Origin of the sequence: Ottowia massiliensis, from assembly GCF_900240305.1 — a bacterium.
Classification (GTDB): domain Bacteria; phylum Pseudomonadota; class Gammaproteobacteria; order Burkholderiales; family Burkholderiaceae_C; genus Ottowia; species Ottowia massiliensis.
This window is the reverse complement of sequence record NZ_LT964854.1, coordinates 1,970,882-1,987,958: the sequence shown is the minus strand read 5'-3', so window position 1 is coordinate 1,987,958 and position 17,077 is coordinate 1,970,882. Positions and strand designations below refer to the sequence as shown.

The following is a 17,077-nucleotide window of genomic DNA, read 5'->3' as shown; positions in this document are numbered from 1 at the left end:
TATGACCATGAGTAATTTATGTCGTTTCCAGATCCGCCTGCTCCATTTTTAGAGGTAAAGATTCATGACATCTCCATATGTCCCAGCGTATGTGCATTATGTGCAGGTTATGAAGGAGGAGAATGGCGTGCCAGAGCATTTGCCGAACATACTATGGAATGGCTTCCTGAGTTTTGCTTAACAGCAGAAGAGTTGGAAGACTTCAGGCCTGGTACGGCAGTTAAAATGATTAGAAAAGCTGCGAGACTCGTCTATCAAACTGATAAATACAAGTCGCGCGGAGAATTTGGGGAGCTATTTTTGCATATCGCGTTGCGTCAAGTTCATAAATCAATTCCTGCTATCAGTAAAATTTACTGGAAAGACTCAATTAATAATACGATTAAAGGTTATGACGCCGTTCATGTAGTAGAAGTTGATGGCGAGTTACAGCTTTGGCTTGGTGAGGTTAAATTCTATGAAGATGCAAATGATGCAATAAGAGATGTCGTTAAAGAAATTGACTGCCACACGAAAATGGACTACATGAAAAATGAAGTCGCTTTGATCGCAAACAAGCTGGATAGAAATTCATCTCACTATTCAAAGCTCAGCAAGCTGCTTGATACAAATACTTCATTGGATGAAGTTTTTGACGTTGCATGTATTCCGGCACTGATTACTTATAACAGTTCTGCTCTGAAAAAGCATAGAAAAGTAACGAGCGAATATAATAAGGAACTTCAAAATGAAGTGATGTCTATTAGGGAGACTTTTAAAAACAAGCTATCCAGCCTGTCACTGCCGGTTAGAATTCATCTTTTTTTAATTCCACTAAATGAAAAGAAAGTGCTTATTAAATATTTGGATGAAAGCTTGAAGGGGTTTCAGTGATGTTAAATCCTGATGAAATTAAAAAATTATTAGAGCAAAATCAAATTGATAATACTAAGGCATTTGAAATTCTTCAATCTATTTGTGTGCTTACCAATCAATCCCAAGGTGATAATGGCAGCTCCATACAGGAATTAATTTTACGTGTATTAGATAGACGTAGAGAATTTGATGAATTTGATGAAATACTGAATGGATTAATCCGCCATTATGGTCTTTATCCATACCTTAATACAAAATCATTAAAAATAAAGGATGCTCTAGCTAGAGAGCTTCATCGCCCAAGTCTCATTGCGGCATCTGAAATTCAGATTCTGGAAAATTTTGAAAAAGATGAGGGGCTAGTTTTTCATAGGGTTCAAGCGGAAATTTTTAGGCGCATCCTCCTTGATGGTGAGAGTGTCGTGTTGAGTGCGCCAACCAGTTTCGGAAAAAGTGCTTTAGTTGATGCACTAATAGAAAGCGGTCGATTTGATAATGTTGTGATTGTAGTGCCAACAATTGCACTTATTGATGAAACAAGGCGTCGCCTTTTTAGGATTACAGAAACTCACAAAATAATTACGCATGCGTCGCAAGAAATTAAGAAAAAAAATATTTTTGTATTAACGCAAGAGCGTGCAGTGGACTTCCCCAATCTACCTGAAAATATTGATCTTTTTGTACTGGATGAATTTTATAAACTTGATCCTCGTGAAGATTCACAACGTGCAATGACGCTCAATCATGCATTCTATAAGATTACAAAAAAATCCCGACAATTTTATCTCTTGGGACCAAATATACAAAACATCCCCAAGGGTTTCTCCGAAAAATTTAGATGCAGATTCATTAAAACAGATTTTGCTACTGTAGTGACAGAGTTAATTCCAGTTCGACCAAAGAAAAATGAAGAGATGGAAGAATTACTCAATTTATGTGGTGAAATTGATGGCCCTACACTAATTTTTTGTGCTTCACCAAATAAGGCTCGTCGGGTTGTGCAAATGTTGTCTGAAAAATTAAACAGGCCAAATGTAGGTATGCCGGATGCTGCTCAATGGGTTGGAGAAAACTATCATCCAGAATGGACTTTGGTTAGAGGACTTCAAAGTGGGATTGGGATGCACCATGGCCGAATGCCGCGAGCACTTGCACAACTTTGCGTAAAAGGATTCAATGAAGGACTGCTTCCAATTCTTGTTTGCACATCAACTCTTATTGAAGGCGTAAATACTAAAGCAAAAAATGTGATTATTTTCGACAACAAAATTGCAAGAAAGAAGTATGATTTTTTCACATTCAATAATATTAGAGGGCGGTCTGGAAGAATGTTTAAGCATTTTATTGGCAATGTCTATGTTTTTCATGAACCACCCCATGAAGAACTTCCATTCGTGGAAATTCCTGTTTTTTCTCAAGATTCCCAAAATACCAGTGAGAGTTTATTAATTCAACTTGATGAAGATGATCTGCAGGACGAGTCGCGAAAGCGACTGGAGCCATATTATCAGCAGCAGATTCTTGACATTGATGTTATTCGTCAGAATGCTGGTATTGAACCGAGGGATCAGATCGCGTTGGCTCACCATTTGGTGGCAGAGGGCCGAGAAGAGCTTTGCAGACTATCTTGGACTGACTATCCTAAGTGGGAGCAATTGCTCTATCTTTGTAAAAAGATATGGGATTTCTTCATAAAATCAAATGGTCGGGTTGGAGGGGTTAGTTCAGGAGAACAGCTTGCTTTTAAGATCAAACAAATGCAGAGAACGCCATTGAAATCTATAATATTACAAGAAGTTGATAAAGGAAAAGATCCAGATTATGTAGTTGAAGAGTTATTGGAATTTATTAGACAATGGCCACAATATCGCTTCCCTAAATTGGCAATGGTTGTTTGTAGAATTCATAATGCAGTCTTAGAAAAATTGGGGGGAAATCTTCCAAAGTCTGACTATACTCTGTTTGCAGGGCAGGTGGAAAGTCTTTTTTCTGATCCCTCGCTGATAGCATTAGATGAGTATGGGATCCCTTTTCCTTTAGCGAAAAAACTAGAGAATGCTTTAGCGTCTGATGGTCTCCTTGATAAGGCACTATCAAATTTAATCAATATAGAGATGAATAGTTTTGATTTAACTGATTTTGAGAAAGATTTAATTAGTGATGTGAAATCATCAATAATGCGAATTTGATAAGATTATAAGAAAGTTTCCATGCTTTCCTTAAATAATTGGTGATTTATAATTGTATTTTTAACTAATTCGATCACTGACAACGGTGCGCACTCCTCCGCCTTGTCCTTGTTATTGATGCTCCTATAAGTGTTCCGCCCCTCACCATAAATGTCGGTGACGTTGCAGGCGAGGTGGGCGCAGCTGGTGGCGTCAATGTCTCGCAGGTAATCAAACAGGATGTCTTGCGTCTTGGCGCTTTCGGTCGCCGTGCGGCGCAGTACAGGTTCTTGCAGCAGGCGAGCGAACCAAGCCACAGCGCCCTCAGCAGGGGCAATTGCTTTTCAACTGGCTGCATTCGGACGTGCAGGCTCAGGCAGTAGGTATGGGACCGCTAGCTTGGCACGCAGCGCCACCCCTTCCCCGGCTCAGGCCTTGACGTACGCATCCCGGGCGAAATCAAGAATGAATGCACCGCCCTGCTGCGCCAGACTGACGCCTTCTCCATTGAAAAGCTGCACTTTGCCATCCCCCCACAGCGGCAAAAACGGATACGACCTCGCCAGCAATGCCCTCACCGCCTTCCTGCCGCTCCAATCCGTCGGCGTCATGGCGATGACCGCGCCTGCGGCTACGTGGCGGCCCTGCGCGCCGTACTGGCCAGCGATTTCATGACCGCTGATGGGGCTGAGTTGCCGTATGCGCTGCTGAAAAACCGGGCGGCGCATCACCCGCGAAATGCGCGGCCATCTGGCGCATGACGCGTGGCGTTGCCAGCACAAGCAGCCTGCGTCGATTGAGCGGGAGCCAACCTGCGTTCAGCCTTGCGACAATCGCCGTCTTTCAACCACTTCTTGCAATATGAACAAGCGTTCGTTTTCCCGCGTTTTGCTCGGCGCCGTCGCTGGCGCGTTTCTGCTTCCTGCCGCTGCGCTGGCGCAGGCCAAAACCCTGGTGGTGGCCTCCAGCGCCACATATGCGCCTTTTGCCTTTGAAAACAAGGACAAGCAGATCGTCGGCTTTGACATCGACATCATCAACGCCATTGCCAAAAAGCAAGGGCTGGCGCTGCGCATCGTCAATACGCCGTTTTCCAGCATCTTCGCCTCGCTGGGCAATGGCGATGTGGATTTGGTGATTTCAGGCGTCACCATCAACGACAAGCGCAAGCAAAGCTACGATTTTTCCGACCCCTACTTTGATGCGCGGCAGCTCATCGCCGTGGCCCAGGGCAGCAGCATCGCTTCGCTCAAAGACATTGCGGGCAAGAAAGTGGCCGTTGTGAGCGGCTCCACGGCTGACGATGTGAGCAGCCGCGAATTCGGCAAGGCCAGCCCCAACATCCGCCGCTTTGAAAGCACGCCGCTCATCATCTCCGAGCTGGCATCGGGCGGCGTGGATGCCGCCATTGGCGACAACGGCGTGATTGCCTACCGCGTTTCGCAAACCCAGGGCCTGAAAACCGTGGAAGACCCTCATTTCCCGAAAGAATATTTCGGCATCGTGCTTCGCAAGGGCGACAAGGAATTGCGCGACAAAGTCAATGCCGGCCTGGCCGCCATCAAGGCAGACGGCAGCTACGGCGCCATTTACAAAAAGTGGTTCCATCAGGAATATGCGCCGCAATAAGCCTGCCCGGGCATAAAACGGCAAAAGCAAAACGGGGCAAGATTTTTGATGAATCTTGCCCCGCATTTGTTTTGCCCCATTTTGCCTGGCCAAAGCCATTCGCCTGAAATTTCCATTCAACGGAAACGGCAGCCGCTTTCATCAGGCCCCTATTTGAATCAATCAACAGCGCACAAGCGCCATCGCATGGAAGAAAACGCACCGGTCATGTGGTTCGGGTGGTTCCGCCCGGACATTCTGGTTGAATACCGGCAACTGTTCTGGGAAGGCATGCTGGTCACCGTCGGCATGACCGTGGCCTGCATTCTCATGGGTTGCACACTGGGCTTGTTGATTGCGCTGGCGCGCCTGGCCCATGCCCGGCATCAGCCCTGGAAAGCATTTTGCAAATACCTGCTGCGCTGGCCTTCCACGGTTTACGTGAGCTTTTTTCGCGGCACGCCGCTATTCGTGCAGATTCTGCTGATGCACTTTGCCGTCATGCCGCTGCTGGTTCACCCGGCAAACGGCCTGCTGATCTCCGGCGAGCTGGCCCGCGAACTCAAGCAAAGCCACGGCGCGCTGCTCTCCGGCGTGGCCGCGCTCACGCTCAATTCAGCCGCCTACATTTCTGAAGTTTTTCGCGCCGGCATTCAGTCCATCACGCGCGGCCAGCGCTTTGCCGGCATGTCGCTGGGCATGACGCCCGCGCAAGTCATGCGCTACGTTGTGCTGCCGCAAGCCTTTCGCCGCATGCTGCCGCCGCTGGGCAACAACATGATTGCCCTGCTGAAAGACACCTCGCTCGTTTCAGCCATCGGCCTGGCCGAACTGGCCTACGCCGCCCGCACCGTGGCCGGAGCCTATGGCCGCTATTGGGAGCCTTATTTGGCCGTGGCGCTGATTTACTGGCTGATGACTTTCGTGCTGACTTTGGGGCTGCGCAAGCTGGAGACGCATTTGGGGCGCAGCGAATTAGGGTAATTAGGGTAATTCAATGCGCCTGCGCTGACAGAGGCGGCTATTGCTTGAATGATGCGCGCAATGAATCACCCGGTTGCGGCTTATTCATGAAACATGAATATCGCAAATAAAACCGTCAAATGCCTTTTTGACAAAGCGCCATGAAGATATTGGCGGGCGCTTTGTCCTGTTCATCCTGTTCACAAGGCGCTTTTTGGCATATCCGGCGCCGCTGCCTTTTCACTCAACCGCCCCCGCTTCACCGCTTCCAGATAAGCGGGCGCCGCCGCTTGCGGATCGCAGCCCAGTGCGCGGACCACGCAGATGCCGCTGGCGCCGGTTTGGGCGGCGGCGGCGGCTTGTTCGGGGGTGAGGATGCCGCCGATGGCGGTGACGGGGCGGCCTGCGGTGGCTACCCAGAAGGCGAGGTTGCCCAGGCCTTGCGGGCGCCAGGGCATGTTTTTGGTGGTGGTGGGCCAGATGGGGCCGCAGGCAATGTAGGCGGGGGCGAGGCTGCGGGCGCGGGCCAGCTCCCACAGGCTGTGGCTGCTGATGCCCAGGGGCAGGCCGCTGGCGGCCAGGCCCTGGCGCTGTTCGGTGGTGAGGGCGGCAAGGTCTTCCTGGCCCAGGTGCAGGCCGGTGCGGGCGGCGTGTCCGGGGTGTGCGCTGATGAGCTGGCGGGCCAGTTGCCAGTGGTCGTTGATGAACAGGCGCGCGCCGGCCCGGGCGCAGGCGGCCATGCCTTGGGCGAGGGTGTCGCGCAGGGCGGCGCGCCAGGCTTCGTCGGGTGCGGACGGGGTTTTGATGCGCAGTTGCAGGGTGGGCACGCCAGCGGCCAGGGCTGCTTGCAGGGCGGGGGCGTTGTCCACGATGGCGTAAAGGCCGATGTCCGGCGGGTTGGGTTGATGGCCGCTGGCGGGCTGAAAGAGGCTGGCGGCCGCTTCGGCTTGCAAGGCGGCGCTGAAGGCCCGGGCGGGGTCTTCGTGGCCGAAGGTGAGCAGCGGCATGTAGCGCGGCCCGCTGGCAAAGCCGGGGGCGGCGGCGGCGGGGCCTGCGCCTTGCCCGGCGGCGTAGCCGTGGGCGATGGCGTGGGCGGTGGCGGCCTTGGCGAGCACGAGGGCATCGGCCGCCACGAAGCCCAGCGCCAGGGCGCTGGCGGCGCTGCTGGCAAAGGTGCAGCCGGTGCCGTGGGTGTGGCGGGCTTGGCGCAGGCGCGGCAGGGCCAGCCAGCCGCTGGCGTGGGGGGTGTCCATCCAGTCCAGCGCCCAGCCGGGCCATTCGTCTGGCGCGGCGGATGCGGCCAGGCCGCCGTTTTCATCGGCCGCCAGGGCGTCGCCGCCGGTCACGCAGACGGCTTGTGCGCCCATGTCGAGCAGGCGGCGGGCGTGGCGCGCGGCGGCGGCCATGCCGCGCGGGCGGTCTGGGCCGCCTTCGCCGCACAGGCGGGCGGCTTCGGCGGCGTTGGGGGTGATGAGCGTGGCGCGGGGCACGAGCAGCTCGCAATAGGCGCGCAGCACGGCGTCACTGGCAAAGGCCGCGCCGGTGCTGGCGCCGAGCACGGGGTCGATCACCAGGGCCACGGGCGCGCGCTGGCGCAGGGCATCTACCCAGCGGGCCACGGTTTGCACGTTTTCCACGCTGCCCAGCAGGCCGGTTTTGATGGCGGCGGGCGGCATGTCGCCTGCCAGCGCGGCCAATTGGGCCTCCAGCTCTTGCGCAGGCAAGGGGGTGACGCGGGTAACGGCCTGCGAGTTCTGCGCCGTGACGGCGGCCACCACCGGGCACAGGTGCACGCCGAAAGCGAGCGCCGCGCGCTGGTCGGCTGCCAGGCCCGCGCCGCCGCCGCTGTCGTTGCCGGCGATGCTCCAGAGAATGGGTTTGCGGGCGGGTTCGCGGCCGGGTTCGTGGGCGGGTTCGCAATCCGCTTTGCGGCCAGATTCATGTGTGGATTCAGTCATGGCCGGGCAAGTTAGCACACCAGGCTCGCCAGACAGCGCAGCCGCCAGGCGCGATCAAAACGGTCACAAGCCGCCGAACGCCGCTTCAAGGCATGCAAGAGGCTCGCGCCTCATCTGCCAGCGCAAGGGAAAAAGAAGCTGATTTCTGCCGGGCAAGGCGTTGGGCCTCGCTTATTCTCGCTCCTTCATTCATAGCATGATGTCCTAGTGGAAATTGCGCAAGAAGGCATTCAGGACCCCTTGAATTCGCTCCTGTTTTTGATGCCATCTGCATGGCCCAGCGAGGCATTTGCCAGGCCGCAGGGCGCCTGAGTCCGCGCTTTTCTCGTCCGCAGACAAACCGTGAACAAGTTCTCAGGGTTTCATCCACTTTCCCTTCGTGCTGCAACGCATCAGAATCGCCGCGTTCCGACAAAAACTCGCAAAAAGGAAAAAACGACATGAAGAAGATCACCGCCATCATCAAGCCCTTCAAGCTGGAAGAAGTGCGCGAAGAGCTGGCCGATGTGGGCGTGACGGGCCTGACGGTCACGGAAGTCAAGGGCTTTGGCCGCCAGAAGGGCCATACCGAGCTGTACCGGGGCGCTGAATACGTGGTGGACTTTCTGCCCAAAGTGCGCATTGACGTGGTGGTGGCCGACGATTTGGTGGACCGCTGCGTGGACGCCATCCTCAAGTCCGCGCGCACCGGCAAGATTGGCGACGGCAAGATCTTCATCTCGAACGTGGAGCGCGTGGTGCGCATCCGCACAGGCGAGGAGGATGAAGCGGCCATCTGACCCCGGCCCCAGGCTCCGCCCGCCAGCCGCTTTTTCAAACCGCGCGCAATGCGCAAACGACCGCCTCACCCGGCGTTTTTTTACGCCTGCGGCAAGGCGGCGCAAGGCTGAAAAGCCGCTTTCACCCGGAAACGGAAAGCCAGGCCCCAAACCGCCGCCCCCCGCCCGCACCCCGCCCGAAAAAAGGCACAAACGCGGCCCCCGGCCCCCCCAATACAGCCCCCACCGGCAACCAAAAGGGAACCCCCGGCCCCCCCGCCCACCCCTGCCGCTCCCGCCCCGGCAGCCGCCGCGCTGGACAACACGCGCCCGGCCATCAACCAGCCCCAGGGCCTGCCCCACGNGACAGGTGACGTCAGGGAGGACTATCGGCGGAGGAGATAGGGCACACAGCACGGAACACGATCGTTGCGCGTCAGACAGATCCGAACACAGAGTCGATCGGGAGCGGGAGGTGGCATGAGGAGGACTGGACGCGTAGGCAGGGCGGCAGCGTCGGATGTGTATGAGAGACAGGGCGTGAGCAGGCCCTCATGGGAGGGTGGATTCGGAGAAACCGGCTGGCCCGCGTTGCGCCCTGCCCCCGGCCTTGCCTTCATGTCTTTTCGCCTCTTGGGGCAGTCCATGAAAAATGCCTGGCCGCATCAAAAACAGGAGCTGATTTCGGGGCTTGAAAATGGCTCTTGCGCTCATTCCATTAGGACCTAACGCTATGGTTTGAGGAGCGAAATTCTTGCGAAGCAAAAGCCGCCTGCCTTCCCTGGCCGCCCTCTCGGGCTGCCGGCCCTGACCGCTCACCGCGCCCGGCTGAACAGGCCGATGCCCGCCAGCACCAGCGCCGTGCCCGCTGCCAGCCAGGGGGTGAAAGGCTCGTCCAGAATGAGCACGCCCATGCCAATGGTGGCCAGCGGGCCGATCAGGCCGATTTGCGCCGCCAGGCTGGCGCCCAGGCGCTCCACCGCCATCATTTGCAGCAGAACGGGCACGGCAGTGCACAGCGTGGCGTTCAAAACCGAGAGCCACAGCACCGGCGCGGGCACGGCGGCCGCAGCCAGCGGGCGCGTGATCAGAAAGTGGCCGATGCAGCACAGGCAGGCCACCACCGTGGCCAGCCCCACCAGGCGCATGGCGCCCAGGCGGCGCACGAATTCGCCGCTGAAAAACAGATAGGTGGCGTAGCTGGCCGTGCCCGCCAGCACCAGCGCCGCGCCCAGCGCCGTGCCCGCCGTGTGGGGCAGCTGCATCTCGCGCCCGAACACCAGCAAAGCGCCGCTGTAGCTCACCGCCACCGCCAGCCAGTGCCGGCGCGTGGGCCGCTGGCCGCGCAGCGCCCAGGCCAGCGCCATCACCAGCGTGGGCGTGAGATACAGAATGAGCCGCTCCAGACTGGCGCTGATGTATTGCAGCCCCAGAAAGTCCAGCAGGCTCGACAGGTAGTAGCCCGACCCCCCCAGCCCCAGCACGCCCAGCCAGTCGCGCCCCTTGAGCGCGGGCCGCCCGCGCCCGGCCCACCAAGCCATGACAGCAAAAAAGGGCAGCGCCAGCAGCATGCGGTACATCAGCAGCGTGACCGCATCCGCCCCGTGCCGGTAGGCGAGCTTGACCACGATGGCCTTGCCGCTGAAGGCAAGCGCGCCCAGCACGGCCAGCGCCATGCCCAGGCCCAGGCTGGCAGGCGCCGCCGCTGAAGCGGCAGAGGCAGAGGAAGAAGCAGGCGTGTTTTCAGACATGGCGGCAACAGGGCGGGCAAGCGGCGGGCGGCCGGGCTTGGCTCCGGCGGCTCATTGCACCTCGGCGATCAGCTCGATTTCCACGCAGGCGTCCAGCGGCAGCCGGGCCACGCCAACGGCGCTGCGGGCATGCGCGCCACGCTCGCCAAACACTTCCATCATCAGCTCGCTGGCCCCGTTGGTGACCAAGTGCTGCTCCACAAAGCCCGGGGCCGAGCTGACGAAGCTGACGAGCTTGACAATGCGGCGCACCTTCTCCAGCCCGCCAGCGGCCGCATGCAGCGTGCCCAGCAGATCAATGCCAATGCCGCGCGCGGCGGCCTGGCCCTCTTGCGTGCTGATGCCTGCGCCAAGCTGGCCCGTCCACACCGCGCCGTTGCGGCGGGCGATATGGCCAGACAAATAAACCAGATTCCCCGTGCGCACAAAAGGCAGGTAAGCGGCGGCTGGCGCGCTGACGGCGGGCAAGGCAATGCCCAGGCGGGCGAGATTTTCCTGTGGCGTCATGGTGTCGTTCCTTTCCTGTGAATGATGGCAAAGACGGCGCAGTATGACCGCCCCCATTGCTGCTTCATCGCTGCTTCATTGCTGCTTCATTGCCGCCCGCAGGCGTGACAAACGCCGCGCGCGCCGGAAAAACCGCGCCAGCGCAAGACAATCCGCCCTTTCCACCTTCTCGCGCCGCCCCGCCGCCCGCCCATGCCCGCCCCCGCGCAGCACATCCACTCGCCCGCCAACCCTCTTTTCAAAGACCTGCGCCGCCTGGCGCAAGACAGCGCCGCCAGCCGCAAGCAAGGCCGCGCCTGGCTCGAAGGCGACCACCTGGCCCGCGCCGCCCGCGCGCGCCAGGTGCGCCCGGCGCTGGCCGTGTTCGCCGAAAGCAGCTGGCAGCAAAGCGCGCACGAATGGGCTGGCCTGGCGCGCCAGAACATCGTGCTGGCCGACCCCCTCTTTGCCGCCCTGAGCGCGCTGCCATCGCCCGCCCGCATGGGCATCGTCATCGAACTGCCCCTGCCCGCGCAACCCGCCCGCTTCGCGCCCGGCGCGCCCACCCTCGTGCTCGACCGCGTGCAAGACGCAGGCAACACCGGCTCCATGCTCCGCAGCGCCGCCGCCTTCGGCTTCACCCAAGTGCTGGCCCTGCAAGGCACCGCCGCCCTCTGGGGGCCGAAAGTAGTGCGCGCGGGCATGGGCGCGCACTTCGCACTGCACCTGTTCGAGGGCCTGCAGCCCGAAGACATCGAACAGCTGGCCGTGCCCCTGCTGGCCACCAGCTCGCACCAGGGCCAGTGGCTGCACCGCACCGCCCTGCCCTGGCCCTGCGCCTGGCTCATGGGCCACGAAGGCCAGGGCGTCAGCGCCGCGCTCGCCCGCCAGGCCAGCGCCCACATCCGCATCACCCAGCCCGGCGGCGAAGAATCGCTGAACGTGGCCGCCGCCGCCGCCATCTGCCTGCACGCCAGCGCCGCTGGCCGCGAGGCAGGCGAATGAGCGAACGCACCACAGTTATTTCGCTCCTACATCAATAGCAAATCGTCTTAGTAGAAACTGCGCCGAATGGCGCTTTAACCCCCTCGAATTCGCTCCTTTTTTTGACATACAAGGGCGAGGGTGACGCTTTGGAACCTGCTTGCAATCCGTCTGCGAGTGCAGAAAGTGTGGATTTGGGCGCGGCCCCGGACGCTCTGCGGTGTTGCAAACCCCTGACGGGCCACAAGGCCCGTCTGTGGTTTGTGTTTTGCAGCCCATCTCGATTCCCAGGCTTTCGCCCCTCGCGGCCAGATCATGAACAGCCCTCCAGTTTCAGGCCAACCCTTTTTCTCTCCGTTCTTTTTTCGCGCTTGACCGAAAATCCACATTCCGTATTCCGGCAAGATACGCATGCGAATTCATCCCTCAAAATCCGAGGCGTTATCCTGATGACAAGATTCCTCATGCGGGATTATTTTGATGCGGGCTGTCAGGGTTTATCGTTCGGAATGAGTTTGACGCAGTATAGATGGATAATCTTAAATACAAGGTATAGCGCCGGGCATGATGCAAATACACATAACATTCCGATTGCATCATGATATAGTATTCCGGCGCTGGCATAGACTATCATGAACCATGATATATGTTATAGAAAGCATCAAAATCCATATGTATTCTGATGAGAAATAGGATCTTTTTCTGCAGTACGGGCAAAGAATGCGGCGGGGCACTCGCGAATGAGGGGTCAAAGGCCATCCGGGTTCATAATCTAAAGACCGGAAAAGCCATACGCGCAACGGAAATTCAATGTTGAAAGAACAAAAGGGGCATTTCTTTTTGATCATTCGGGCAGACCTTGGGGTTCAGATACGGGCAAATGATTTTGCCAGCACGGCCAGACGCTGAACGGTTTTTTAAACAAACATGAAAAGCCCCCGGGCTGCAACCTGCAAACACGCACGGCTGGCGGTTTAGATCATGCGGCCGGTGAAATGAATGCGCCCCGCAAGCCGCACATTTCACTCTGTTTGCGAAAGCGAATTTCAGGCGCGGAAAACGCCTTTCTCGCACGGTTCGACTGGATTTACTGCTATCAAAACGGCGGCGGAATAAACGGGCGGTTTGCAAGGCATGGAGGCTGCGCGGCTGGCGCGCGGCCCGCCTTACGGCCGGTTTTCAGAACGTGGCGATCAGCGAAATATTGAAGCTGCGGCCGGGCTGGGCGGCCAGCTGGAAGCGCCGCCAGTCGGCGGCGGAGCTGGCGTCGTAGCTGCGGGCGTTGCTGTAGAGCCAGTGGCTTTTGTTGGCCAGGTTTTGCACGCCCGCATCCAGCCGTAGGGCGGGGGTGATTTGCCAGTAGGCCCACAGGTCCAGGCGGCCAAAGCCGGGCACGCGGATGAATTCCACGCTGGATTCGGTCAAGCCGCTGCCGGTGTTGCGGTAGCTGTTGCGGTTGGTGCTTTGGGCCTGTTTGCCGCGCGCGAAGGTGCCCAGCAGGTTCACGCCCCAGGTTTTGCCGGGGGCGTCGTAGCCGATGCCGGCGATGAGTTTGGCGGGCTGCACGGTGTCCAGCGGCACGTATTTGTCGCCTTCGTAGCTGGAGCGTGATTCGCCCTTGCTGTAGCCGAAGGCCAGGCTGCTGTAGAGGCCCTTGAGGGCGGGCGTCCACGTGCCGTGCTCCAGCCGCGTGCCCAGCTCCAGGCCGTAGATGCGGGCCGCTTCGTCGCACAAACCCGCGCCCGCTTCCAAAGTATCGGCAACGTGTTTTTCGATGTCGTCCTCTCCCGACCACGCCGCCGCAATCCCGCCTTGCGCATGACGGCTGGCGGTGTCGTCCAGCCGGTTTTTGCACAAAATGACGATGCGGAACGATTCAGGCAGCGATAGGGCGAGCGTCAGTGCTGCCAGCCCGTTTCCGGCAATCAATACGTCGCAATCGGTTTGCATGGTGTTGTCCTTGTTTGAGAGGTCGTCTGAAACGGTATAGTGGATTAATCAATGCCCCGACATATGCGACATGGTATTGAGCAGCACCACGCCCAGCAAAATCAAACCGATGCTGACAATCCCAATGAAATCAGCTTTCTCACCGAAAAACACCACGCTGACTAAAGCCGTTAAAACCAGTCCCACGCCTGCCCAAATGGCGTATGCTGTAGCCAGCGGCATGGTTTTCAGTGTCATAGACAAGGCCCAAAAACACACCGAAAAGCTGACTACCACGCCAATAGAAGGCCACAGTTTGCTAAACCCGCCACTCAGTTTGAGCATGGAAGAACCGCAGACTTCGCTTAAAATTGCTACAGTCAGAAAGAGCCAGTGCATTTGCATGTTTTTACCTGATAAATGAAAGAAAGTATAATTATATCAATGCAATAAAATAAAAAACAGTCTTGTTTTTAAAGATTTTTTGTGCGCAAACCCCGTCTTGGGAAAGCAGGCGGGCGGTATTTTCAGGCTGCACCCATTACGAACGGCAAATCAGGCGGGTCCCATGCCGTTGAACACATCCCCGCGTTTGAGTCCTGCCGCGAAGTCGAGCATACGCTGCAAAGGCAGTTTGGCGGCTTCGCCCAGCTTTCTGTCCAACAGGATTTCGTTGTGTCCGCTTGTCAGGGCGTATTTGATGCCGCCCAGCGAATTCATCGCCATCCACGGGCAGAACGCGCAGCTTTTGCAGCTTCCGCCGTTGCCCGCCGTCGGGGCGGCGATAAATTCTTTGTCGGGCGCCTGCTTTTGCATTTCGTGCAGGATGCCTAAATCGGTCGCCACGATGAATTTTTTTTCAGGACGCGATACGGCGGTTGTCGCGGTTGCCAGCCTTGAAGATGGTGACCAGGTGCGCGGGGGCGTTGGCAAACATGCCGGGGTAGCGGTCACGCGGGTAGCGGGTCACGCCGATGAAGTTCTTGTATTGCGTGTAGAACACCGAGCCGTTCAGGCGCACGCCGGGCGCGGGGCTGCCTTTGACGCCGATATCGAAAGTGTTGCTGGTTTCGGCCTCGAGGCCAGCGTCGCCCACGACGATGCAGTTGCAGCGGTAGATGCCGCTGCGCCACAGGCCGTAGCGTTCGCTGCTGGTGGGCGCGCGGCCGCTGCGCCGCCATTGCACGTAGGCGGCAAACTGCGGCTGCAAATACCAGCTCAGGCTCAGGCTGGGGCTGATGAGGGTGGTGGCGGCGCTTGATGAGCCGTAGAGCCTTTGCAGCTGCGCCAGGGTCATGGAGGGGCTGACCATGTTGGCCAGATTGCGCAAACGGCTTTGCACGCGCTCGATGCGCAGGCCGGGGGTGAGCACCAGGCGCTGACTGCCAGCACGCAAGGTGATGGCGTCTTCGGCAAACACGCCCAGGCGGGTGGTGGTGTTGTCAGGAAATGGGCGCTGCAAATCGGTGGGGGAGTTGTGATAGGACTCGGTGCTCTCCAGCGGGTGTTCGTTGGCGTTGCGCGAGGCGCTCACGCCCGCGCGCAAGCGGTGGCTGCCCCAGCTTTTTTCCAGCGTGCTGGCCAGCCCAAAGCTGCGGTTGCGGTTGCGCGCCCTTTCGGTAAAGGCAGTGCGGCTGGTGTTGGTGAGGGTGTCGGTGGTGTCATCCATCAGGGTGTATTGGCCGTAAACGCGGGTTTCAAGCTGGTCAAACCAGCCGCCGGCAGGCGTCCACAAGTGGGTCAATTGCAAGGTGTCGCGCGCGGTTTTGGCGTTCTGCCAGGAAAAGCTGCTTTCGGTGCCGCGCAAGTTGCTGGCCAGCCAGGAAGACTCGTATTGCGAGCGGTGCCGGCGGCGCAGCAAATCGGCAGTGAGGCTGAGCGTATGCCCGGCGCTGGCGCGCCAGTCGCCCTTCAAAAGCAGGGCGTTGGAAGTGATGTCTTCCGGCTCGCTGCGCATGCCTAAAGGGCTGCTGTTTTTGGCCTCGCGCCCATCGCGGCGCACGTAGCTGAGCAAGCCGTCAAAAGCGCCGCTGCGCCCGGCGGCCGTCACGGCCTCGGTCCACATGCGATTGGCGCTGGCGTAGCCCGCTTTCAGGCCCAGATAGCTGTTTTTGCCCTCGCGCAGATAGTCGCGCGCCGATTTGGGGCGAAAACTCACGGCCCCGCCAATGCCGCCCGCCGATCGGCGGCTGCCCGTCGTGCCCAGCTGAATATCCACGCCGCCATACACCTCCGGGTCAATGAAATCGCGCCCCATGCTGAAAGTGCCGGTGCTGGCGGCCCGGCCTGACCAGGCAATGCGGTCCACGGCATCGGGCAGCTCCACGCCGTCAAGATCGATGGCCACGCGGTTGCCCTCCACACCGCGCACGTTGTAGCCCGAAGAGCCGCCCCGGTTGTAGCGCGTGTTGTCCATGCCGCTGCGCGCCGTGCCCGAAACCAGCGAAGGCGCCTCCACCAGCGGCTGATAGCGCATCACATCGGCCATGCTGCCCGCCTGCTCCAGCGCGCGGCCCTGAACGCGCGCCGCCGCGCCAGGCTCCAGCTCGGCAGAAGCGCTCACCTGCACGGCAGGCAGCGAGGGCGCTTCACGCGGGGCATCCGCCGCCGCTCCGGCTGTTTTCGGCGCTGTCTTTTGAGCGGCCTTCTGCGCTGCCCTTTGCGCCTGCTCGCCCGCCGATATGGCGCTCGCCTGCTGCGCCATCACCAGGCATGCGCCCTGAACACCCAGCGCCAGCAGACGGCGGGCAAAAAGAGAAGAAGAAACGTTCGTTGCCATTTCAGTTGCCAGTACAAAAAAACAGAAAAGCGGCTGGCGTGTACCCTGCAAGGCGGGCAGCGGCATGGCCGGCCGGAGCTTGAAACAAAAAATGGCAATTCTACATTCTGGATACGAATCATTCGTATTAATAGTCGTATGAAAAGGACCGGAAAAGGCTCTGACAATGGCGCGCGGAGACCTCCAGCCGGATGCAGGGTAGCGGCAATGAAGAGGCAAGGCACAAGCCAAGAGGCGATAAAGGAAGGCGGGGACTGAGCTTCGCTCATTAAGTGATAGCTACAAGTCCTAGGGCCTGTTGAGAATTACCGAGATTGAATCACAGCCGAAGCCAGATAGATCGCTGCCTTGAAGCTGGCATCGGTCTTGTCACTGCGCATGGCTATGCGCTTGAACTCCTTGAGCTTGCCAAAGAAGTTTTCTATGANAGGGCCTGTTGAGAATTACCGAGATTGAATCACAGCCGAAGCCAGATAGATCGCTGCCTTGAAGCTGGCATCGGTCTTGTCACTGCGCATGGCTATGCGCTTGAACTCCTTGAGCTTGCCAAAGAAGTTTTCTATGAGGTGACGCCAGCGGTACATGTGCTCATCAATGGCCAAAGGCCGACGTCGATTGGATCTTTGCGAGATCACGATTGGCACGCCTTGTGCTTGCAATCGCTCTATCAGCCATTGAACATCAAACGCTTTGTCTGCCAGCAGCGCCTCAAACTTTTGGTTCCGGATCATCTCTTCGACTCCTTTGCTGTCATGCCGCTGGCATGGCATCAGAGCGAACTTGAGCAGATTGCCCAGCGCATCGCACAGGGCCAGTATCTTGGTGCTCACGCCCCCAC

The 17,077-nt window shown here is 58.1% G+C and carries 17 protein-coding genes and 1 pseudogene; 7 read left to right on the top strand and 11 right to left on the bottom strand.

Annotation, left to right across the window (positions count from 1 at the left end; genetic code table 11):
- The first annotated feature begins 18 nt into the window (after positions 1-18).
- Positions 19-873: a HamA C-terminal domain-containing protein gene (locus C1720_RS08890; RefSeq protein WP_102283944.1), complete on the top strand. Its 855-nt coding sequence runs from the start codon at positions 19-21 to the stop codon at positions 871-873.
- Entirely contained in the window at positions 873-3,044 is a 2,172-nt protein-coding gene (locus C1720_RS08885) for a DEAD/DEAH box helicase (RefSeq protein WP_102283943.1), read from the top strand. Before C1720_RS08890 ends, C1720_RS08885 begins: the two co-directional genes overlap by 1 nt.
- 5 nt (positions 3,045-3,049) lie before the next feature.
- Here C1720_RS08885 and C1720_RS08880 read toward each other — a convergent pair whose 3' ends face one another.
- Positions 3,050-3,340, bottom strand: a complete 291-nt coding sequence (locus tag C1720_RS08880; RefSeq protein WP_102283942.1) for a hypothetical protein — start codon at positions 3,338-3,340, stop codon at positions 3,050-3,052.
- 111 nt (positions 3,341-3,451) lie between these two features.
- Positions 3,452-3,634, bottom strand: a complete 183-nt coding sequence (locus C1720_RS14735) for a hypothetical protein (protein WP_439650752.1) — start codon at positions 3,632-3,634, stop codon at positions 3,452-3,454.
- Positions 3,635-3,658: 24 nt separating this feature from the next.
- Here C1720_RS14735 and C1720_RS14730 point away from each other — a divergent pair, with 24 nt between their 5' ends.
- From C1720_RS14730 to C1720_RS08865, 3 genes are all read left to right on the top strand, one after another.
- Positions 3,659-3,784, top strand: a complete 126-nt coding sequence (locus tag C1720_RS14730; protein WP_439650751.1) for a hypothetical protein — start codon at positions 3,659-3,661, stop codon at positions 3,782-3,784.
- A gap of 100 nt (positions 3,785-3,884) precedes the next feature.
- A complete protein-coding gene (locus tag C1720_RS08870; protein ID WP_050714710.1) occupies positions 3,885-4,652 on the top strand; it encodes a basic amino acid ABC transporter substrate-binding protein in 768 nt (255 codons plus the stop codon).
- A gap of 186 nt (positions 4,653-4,838) precedes the next feature.
- Positions 4,839-5,615 (top strand): amino acid ABC transporter permease, encoded by a 777-nt coding sequence (locus C1720_RS08865; RefSeq protein ID WP_102284600.1) that lies wholly within the window; start codon positions 4,839-4,841, stop codon positions 5,613-5,615.
- A 179-nt stretch (positions 5,616-5,794) separates the two neighbouring features.
- On the opposite strand, the gene C1720_RS08860 is transcribed toward C1720_RS08865, so the two are convergent.
- Complete coding sequence (locus C1720_RS08860) at positions 5,795-7,552, bottom strand: bifunctional hydroxymethylpyrimidine kinase/phosphomethylpyrimidine kinase (RefSeq protein WP_102283941.1); 1,758 nt, start codon at positions 7,550-7,552, stop codon at positions 5,795-5,797.
- Positions 7,553-7,637: 85 nt separating this feature from the next.
- Entirely contained in the window at positions 7,638-8,012 is a 375-nt protein-coding gene (locus C1720_RS13065; RefSeq protein ID WP_146006948.1) for a hypothetical protein, read from the bottom strand.
- Between C1720_RS13065 and glnK the strand changes: the two genes are divergently transcribed.
- On the top strand, positions 7,993-8,331 hold the full coding sequence (glnK, locus tag C1720_RS08855; protein ID WP_050714713.1) for a P-II family nitrogen regulator: 339 nt from the start codon (positions 7,993-7,995) through the stop codon (positions 8,329-8,331). The genes C1720_RS13065 and glnK overlap by 20 nt on opposite strands.
- A gap of 794 nt (positions 8,332-9,125) precedes the next feature.
- Here the strand turns inward: glnK and C1720_RS08850 are convergent.
- Both C1720_RS08850 and C1720_RS08845 read right to left on the bottom strand, forming a co-directional pair.
- On the bottom strand, positions 9,126-10,061 hold the full coding sequence (locus C1720_RS08850; protein WP_233199892.1) for a DMT family transporter: 936 nt from the start codon (positions 10,059-10,061) through the stop codon (positions 9,126-9,128).
- 51 nt (positions 10,062-10,112) lie between these two features.
- On the bottom strand, positions 10,113-10,568 hold the full coding sequence (locus tag C1720_RS08845; protein WP_050714715.1) for a RidA family protein: 456 nt from the start codon (positions 10,566-10,568) through the stop codon (positions 10,113-10,115).
- A gap of 192 nt (positions 10,569-10,760) precedes the next feature.
- On the opposite strand from C1720_RS08845, the gene C1720_RS08840 reads away from it, so the two are divergent.
- The gene (locus tag C1720_RS08840) at positions 10,761-11,552 is read left to right on the top strand and encodes a TrmH family RNA methyltransferase (protein ID WP_102283940.1); all 792 of its coding nucleotides are present in this window, start codon (positions 10,761-10,763) and stop codon (positions 11,550-11,552) included.
- A gap of 1,158 nt (positions 11,553-12,710) precedes the next feature.
- Here the strand turns inward: C1720_RS08840 and C1720_RS13755 are convergent.
- From C1720_RS13755 to C1720_RS08815, 5 genes and pseudogenes are all read right to left on the bottom strand, one after another.
- Positions 12,711-13,481, bottom strand: coding sequence for a TonB-dependent receptor domain-containing protein (locus C1720_RS13755; RefSeq protein WP_158241686.1), 771 nt, complete (start codon positions 13,479-13,481; stop codon positions 12,711-12,713).
- Between the two features lie 48 nt (positions 13,482-13,529).
- On the bottom strand, positions 13,530-13,859 hold the full coding sequence (locus C1720_RS08830) for a DMT family transporter (protein ID WP_065424158.1): 330 nt from the start codon (positions 13,857-13,859) through the stop codon (positions 13,530-13,532).
- A 156-nt stretch (positions 13,860-14,015) separates the two neighbouring features.
- Positions 14,016-14,336 (bottom strand): annotated as a pseudogene (gene nadA, locus C1720_RS08825) (quinolinate synthase NadA); the annotation flags it as partial.
- Positions 14,320-15,948: a TonB-dependent receptor domain-containing protein gene (locus C1720_RS08820; RefSeq protein WP_439650773.1), complete on the bottom strand. Its 1,629-nt coding sequence runs from the start codon at positions 15,946-15,948 to the stop codon at positions 14,320-14,322. The pseudogene nadA and the gene C1720_RS08820, both read right to left, overlap by 17 nt.
- Before the next feature lie 734 nt (positions 15,949-16,682).
- A complete protein-coding gene (locus C1720_RS08815) occupies positions 16,683-17,069 on the bottom strand; it encodes an IS5 family transposase (protein ID WP_233199890.1) in 387 nt (128 codons plus the stop codon).
- Between the last annotated feature and the right edge of the window lie 8 nt (positions 17,070-17,077).

Coding starts and splice junctions, on each gene's coding strand:
- C1720_RS08890 (WP_102283944.1), top strand. CDS start 19: ATGTCGTTTCCAGATCCGCCTGCTCCATTTTTAGAGGTAAAGATTCAT.
- C1720_RS08885 (WP_102283943.1), top strand. CDS start 873: ATGTTAAATCCTGATGAAATTAAAAAATTATTAGAGCAAAATCAAATT.
- C1720_RS14735 (WP_439650752.1), bottom strand. CDS start 3,634: ATGACGCCGACGGATTGGAGCGGCAGGAAGGCGGTGAGGGCATTGCTG.
- C1720_RS08870 (WP_050714710.1), top strand. CDS start 3,885: ATGAACAAGCGTTCGTTTTCCCGCGTTTTGCTCGGCGCCGTCGCTGGC.
- C1720_RS08865 (WP_102284600.1), top strand. CDS start 4,839: ATGGAAGAAAACGCACCGGTCATGTGGTTCGGGTGGTTCCGCCCGGAC.
- C1720_RS08860 (WP_102283941.1), bottom strand. CDS start 7,552: ATGACTGAATCCACACATGAATCTGGCCGCAAAGCGGATTGCGAACCC.
- glnK (WP_050714713.1), top strand. CDS start 7,993: ATGAAGAAGATCACCGCCATCATCAAGCCCTTCAAGCTGGAAGAAGTG.
- C1720_RS13065 (WP_146006948.1), bottom strand. CDS start 8,012: ATGGCGGTGATCTTCTTCATGTCGTTTTTTCCTTTTTGCGAGTTTTTG.
- C1720_RS08850 (WP_233199892.1), bottom strand. CDS start 10,061: ATGTCTGAAAACACGCCTGCTTCTTCCTCTGCCTCTGCCGCTTCAGCG.
- C1720_RS08845 (WP_050714715.1), bottom strand. CDS start 10,568: ATGACGCCACAGGAAAATCTCGCCCGCCTGGGCATTGCCTTGCCCGCC.
- C1720_RS08840 (WP_102283940.1), top strand. CDS start 10,761: ATGCCCGCCCCCGCGCAGCACATCCACTCGCCCGCCAACCCTCTTTTC.
- C1720_RS13755 (WP_158241686.1), bottom strand. CDS start 13,481: ATGCAAACCGATTGCGACGTATTGATTGCCGGAAACGGGCTGGCAGCA.
- C1720_RS08830 (WP_065424158.1), bottom strand. CDS start 13,859: ATGCACTGGCTCTTTCTGACTGTAGCAATTTTAAGCGAAGTCTGCGGT.
- C1720_RS08820 (WP_439650773.1), bottom strand. CDS start 15,948: ATGGCCGATGTGATGCGCTATCAGCCGCTGGTGGAGGCGCCTTCGCTG.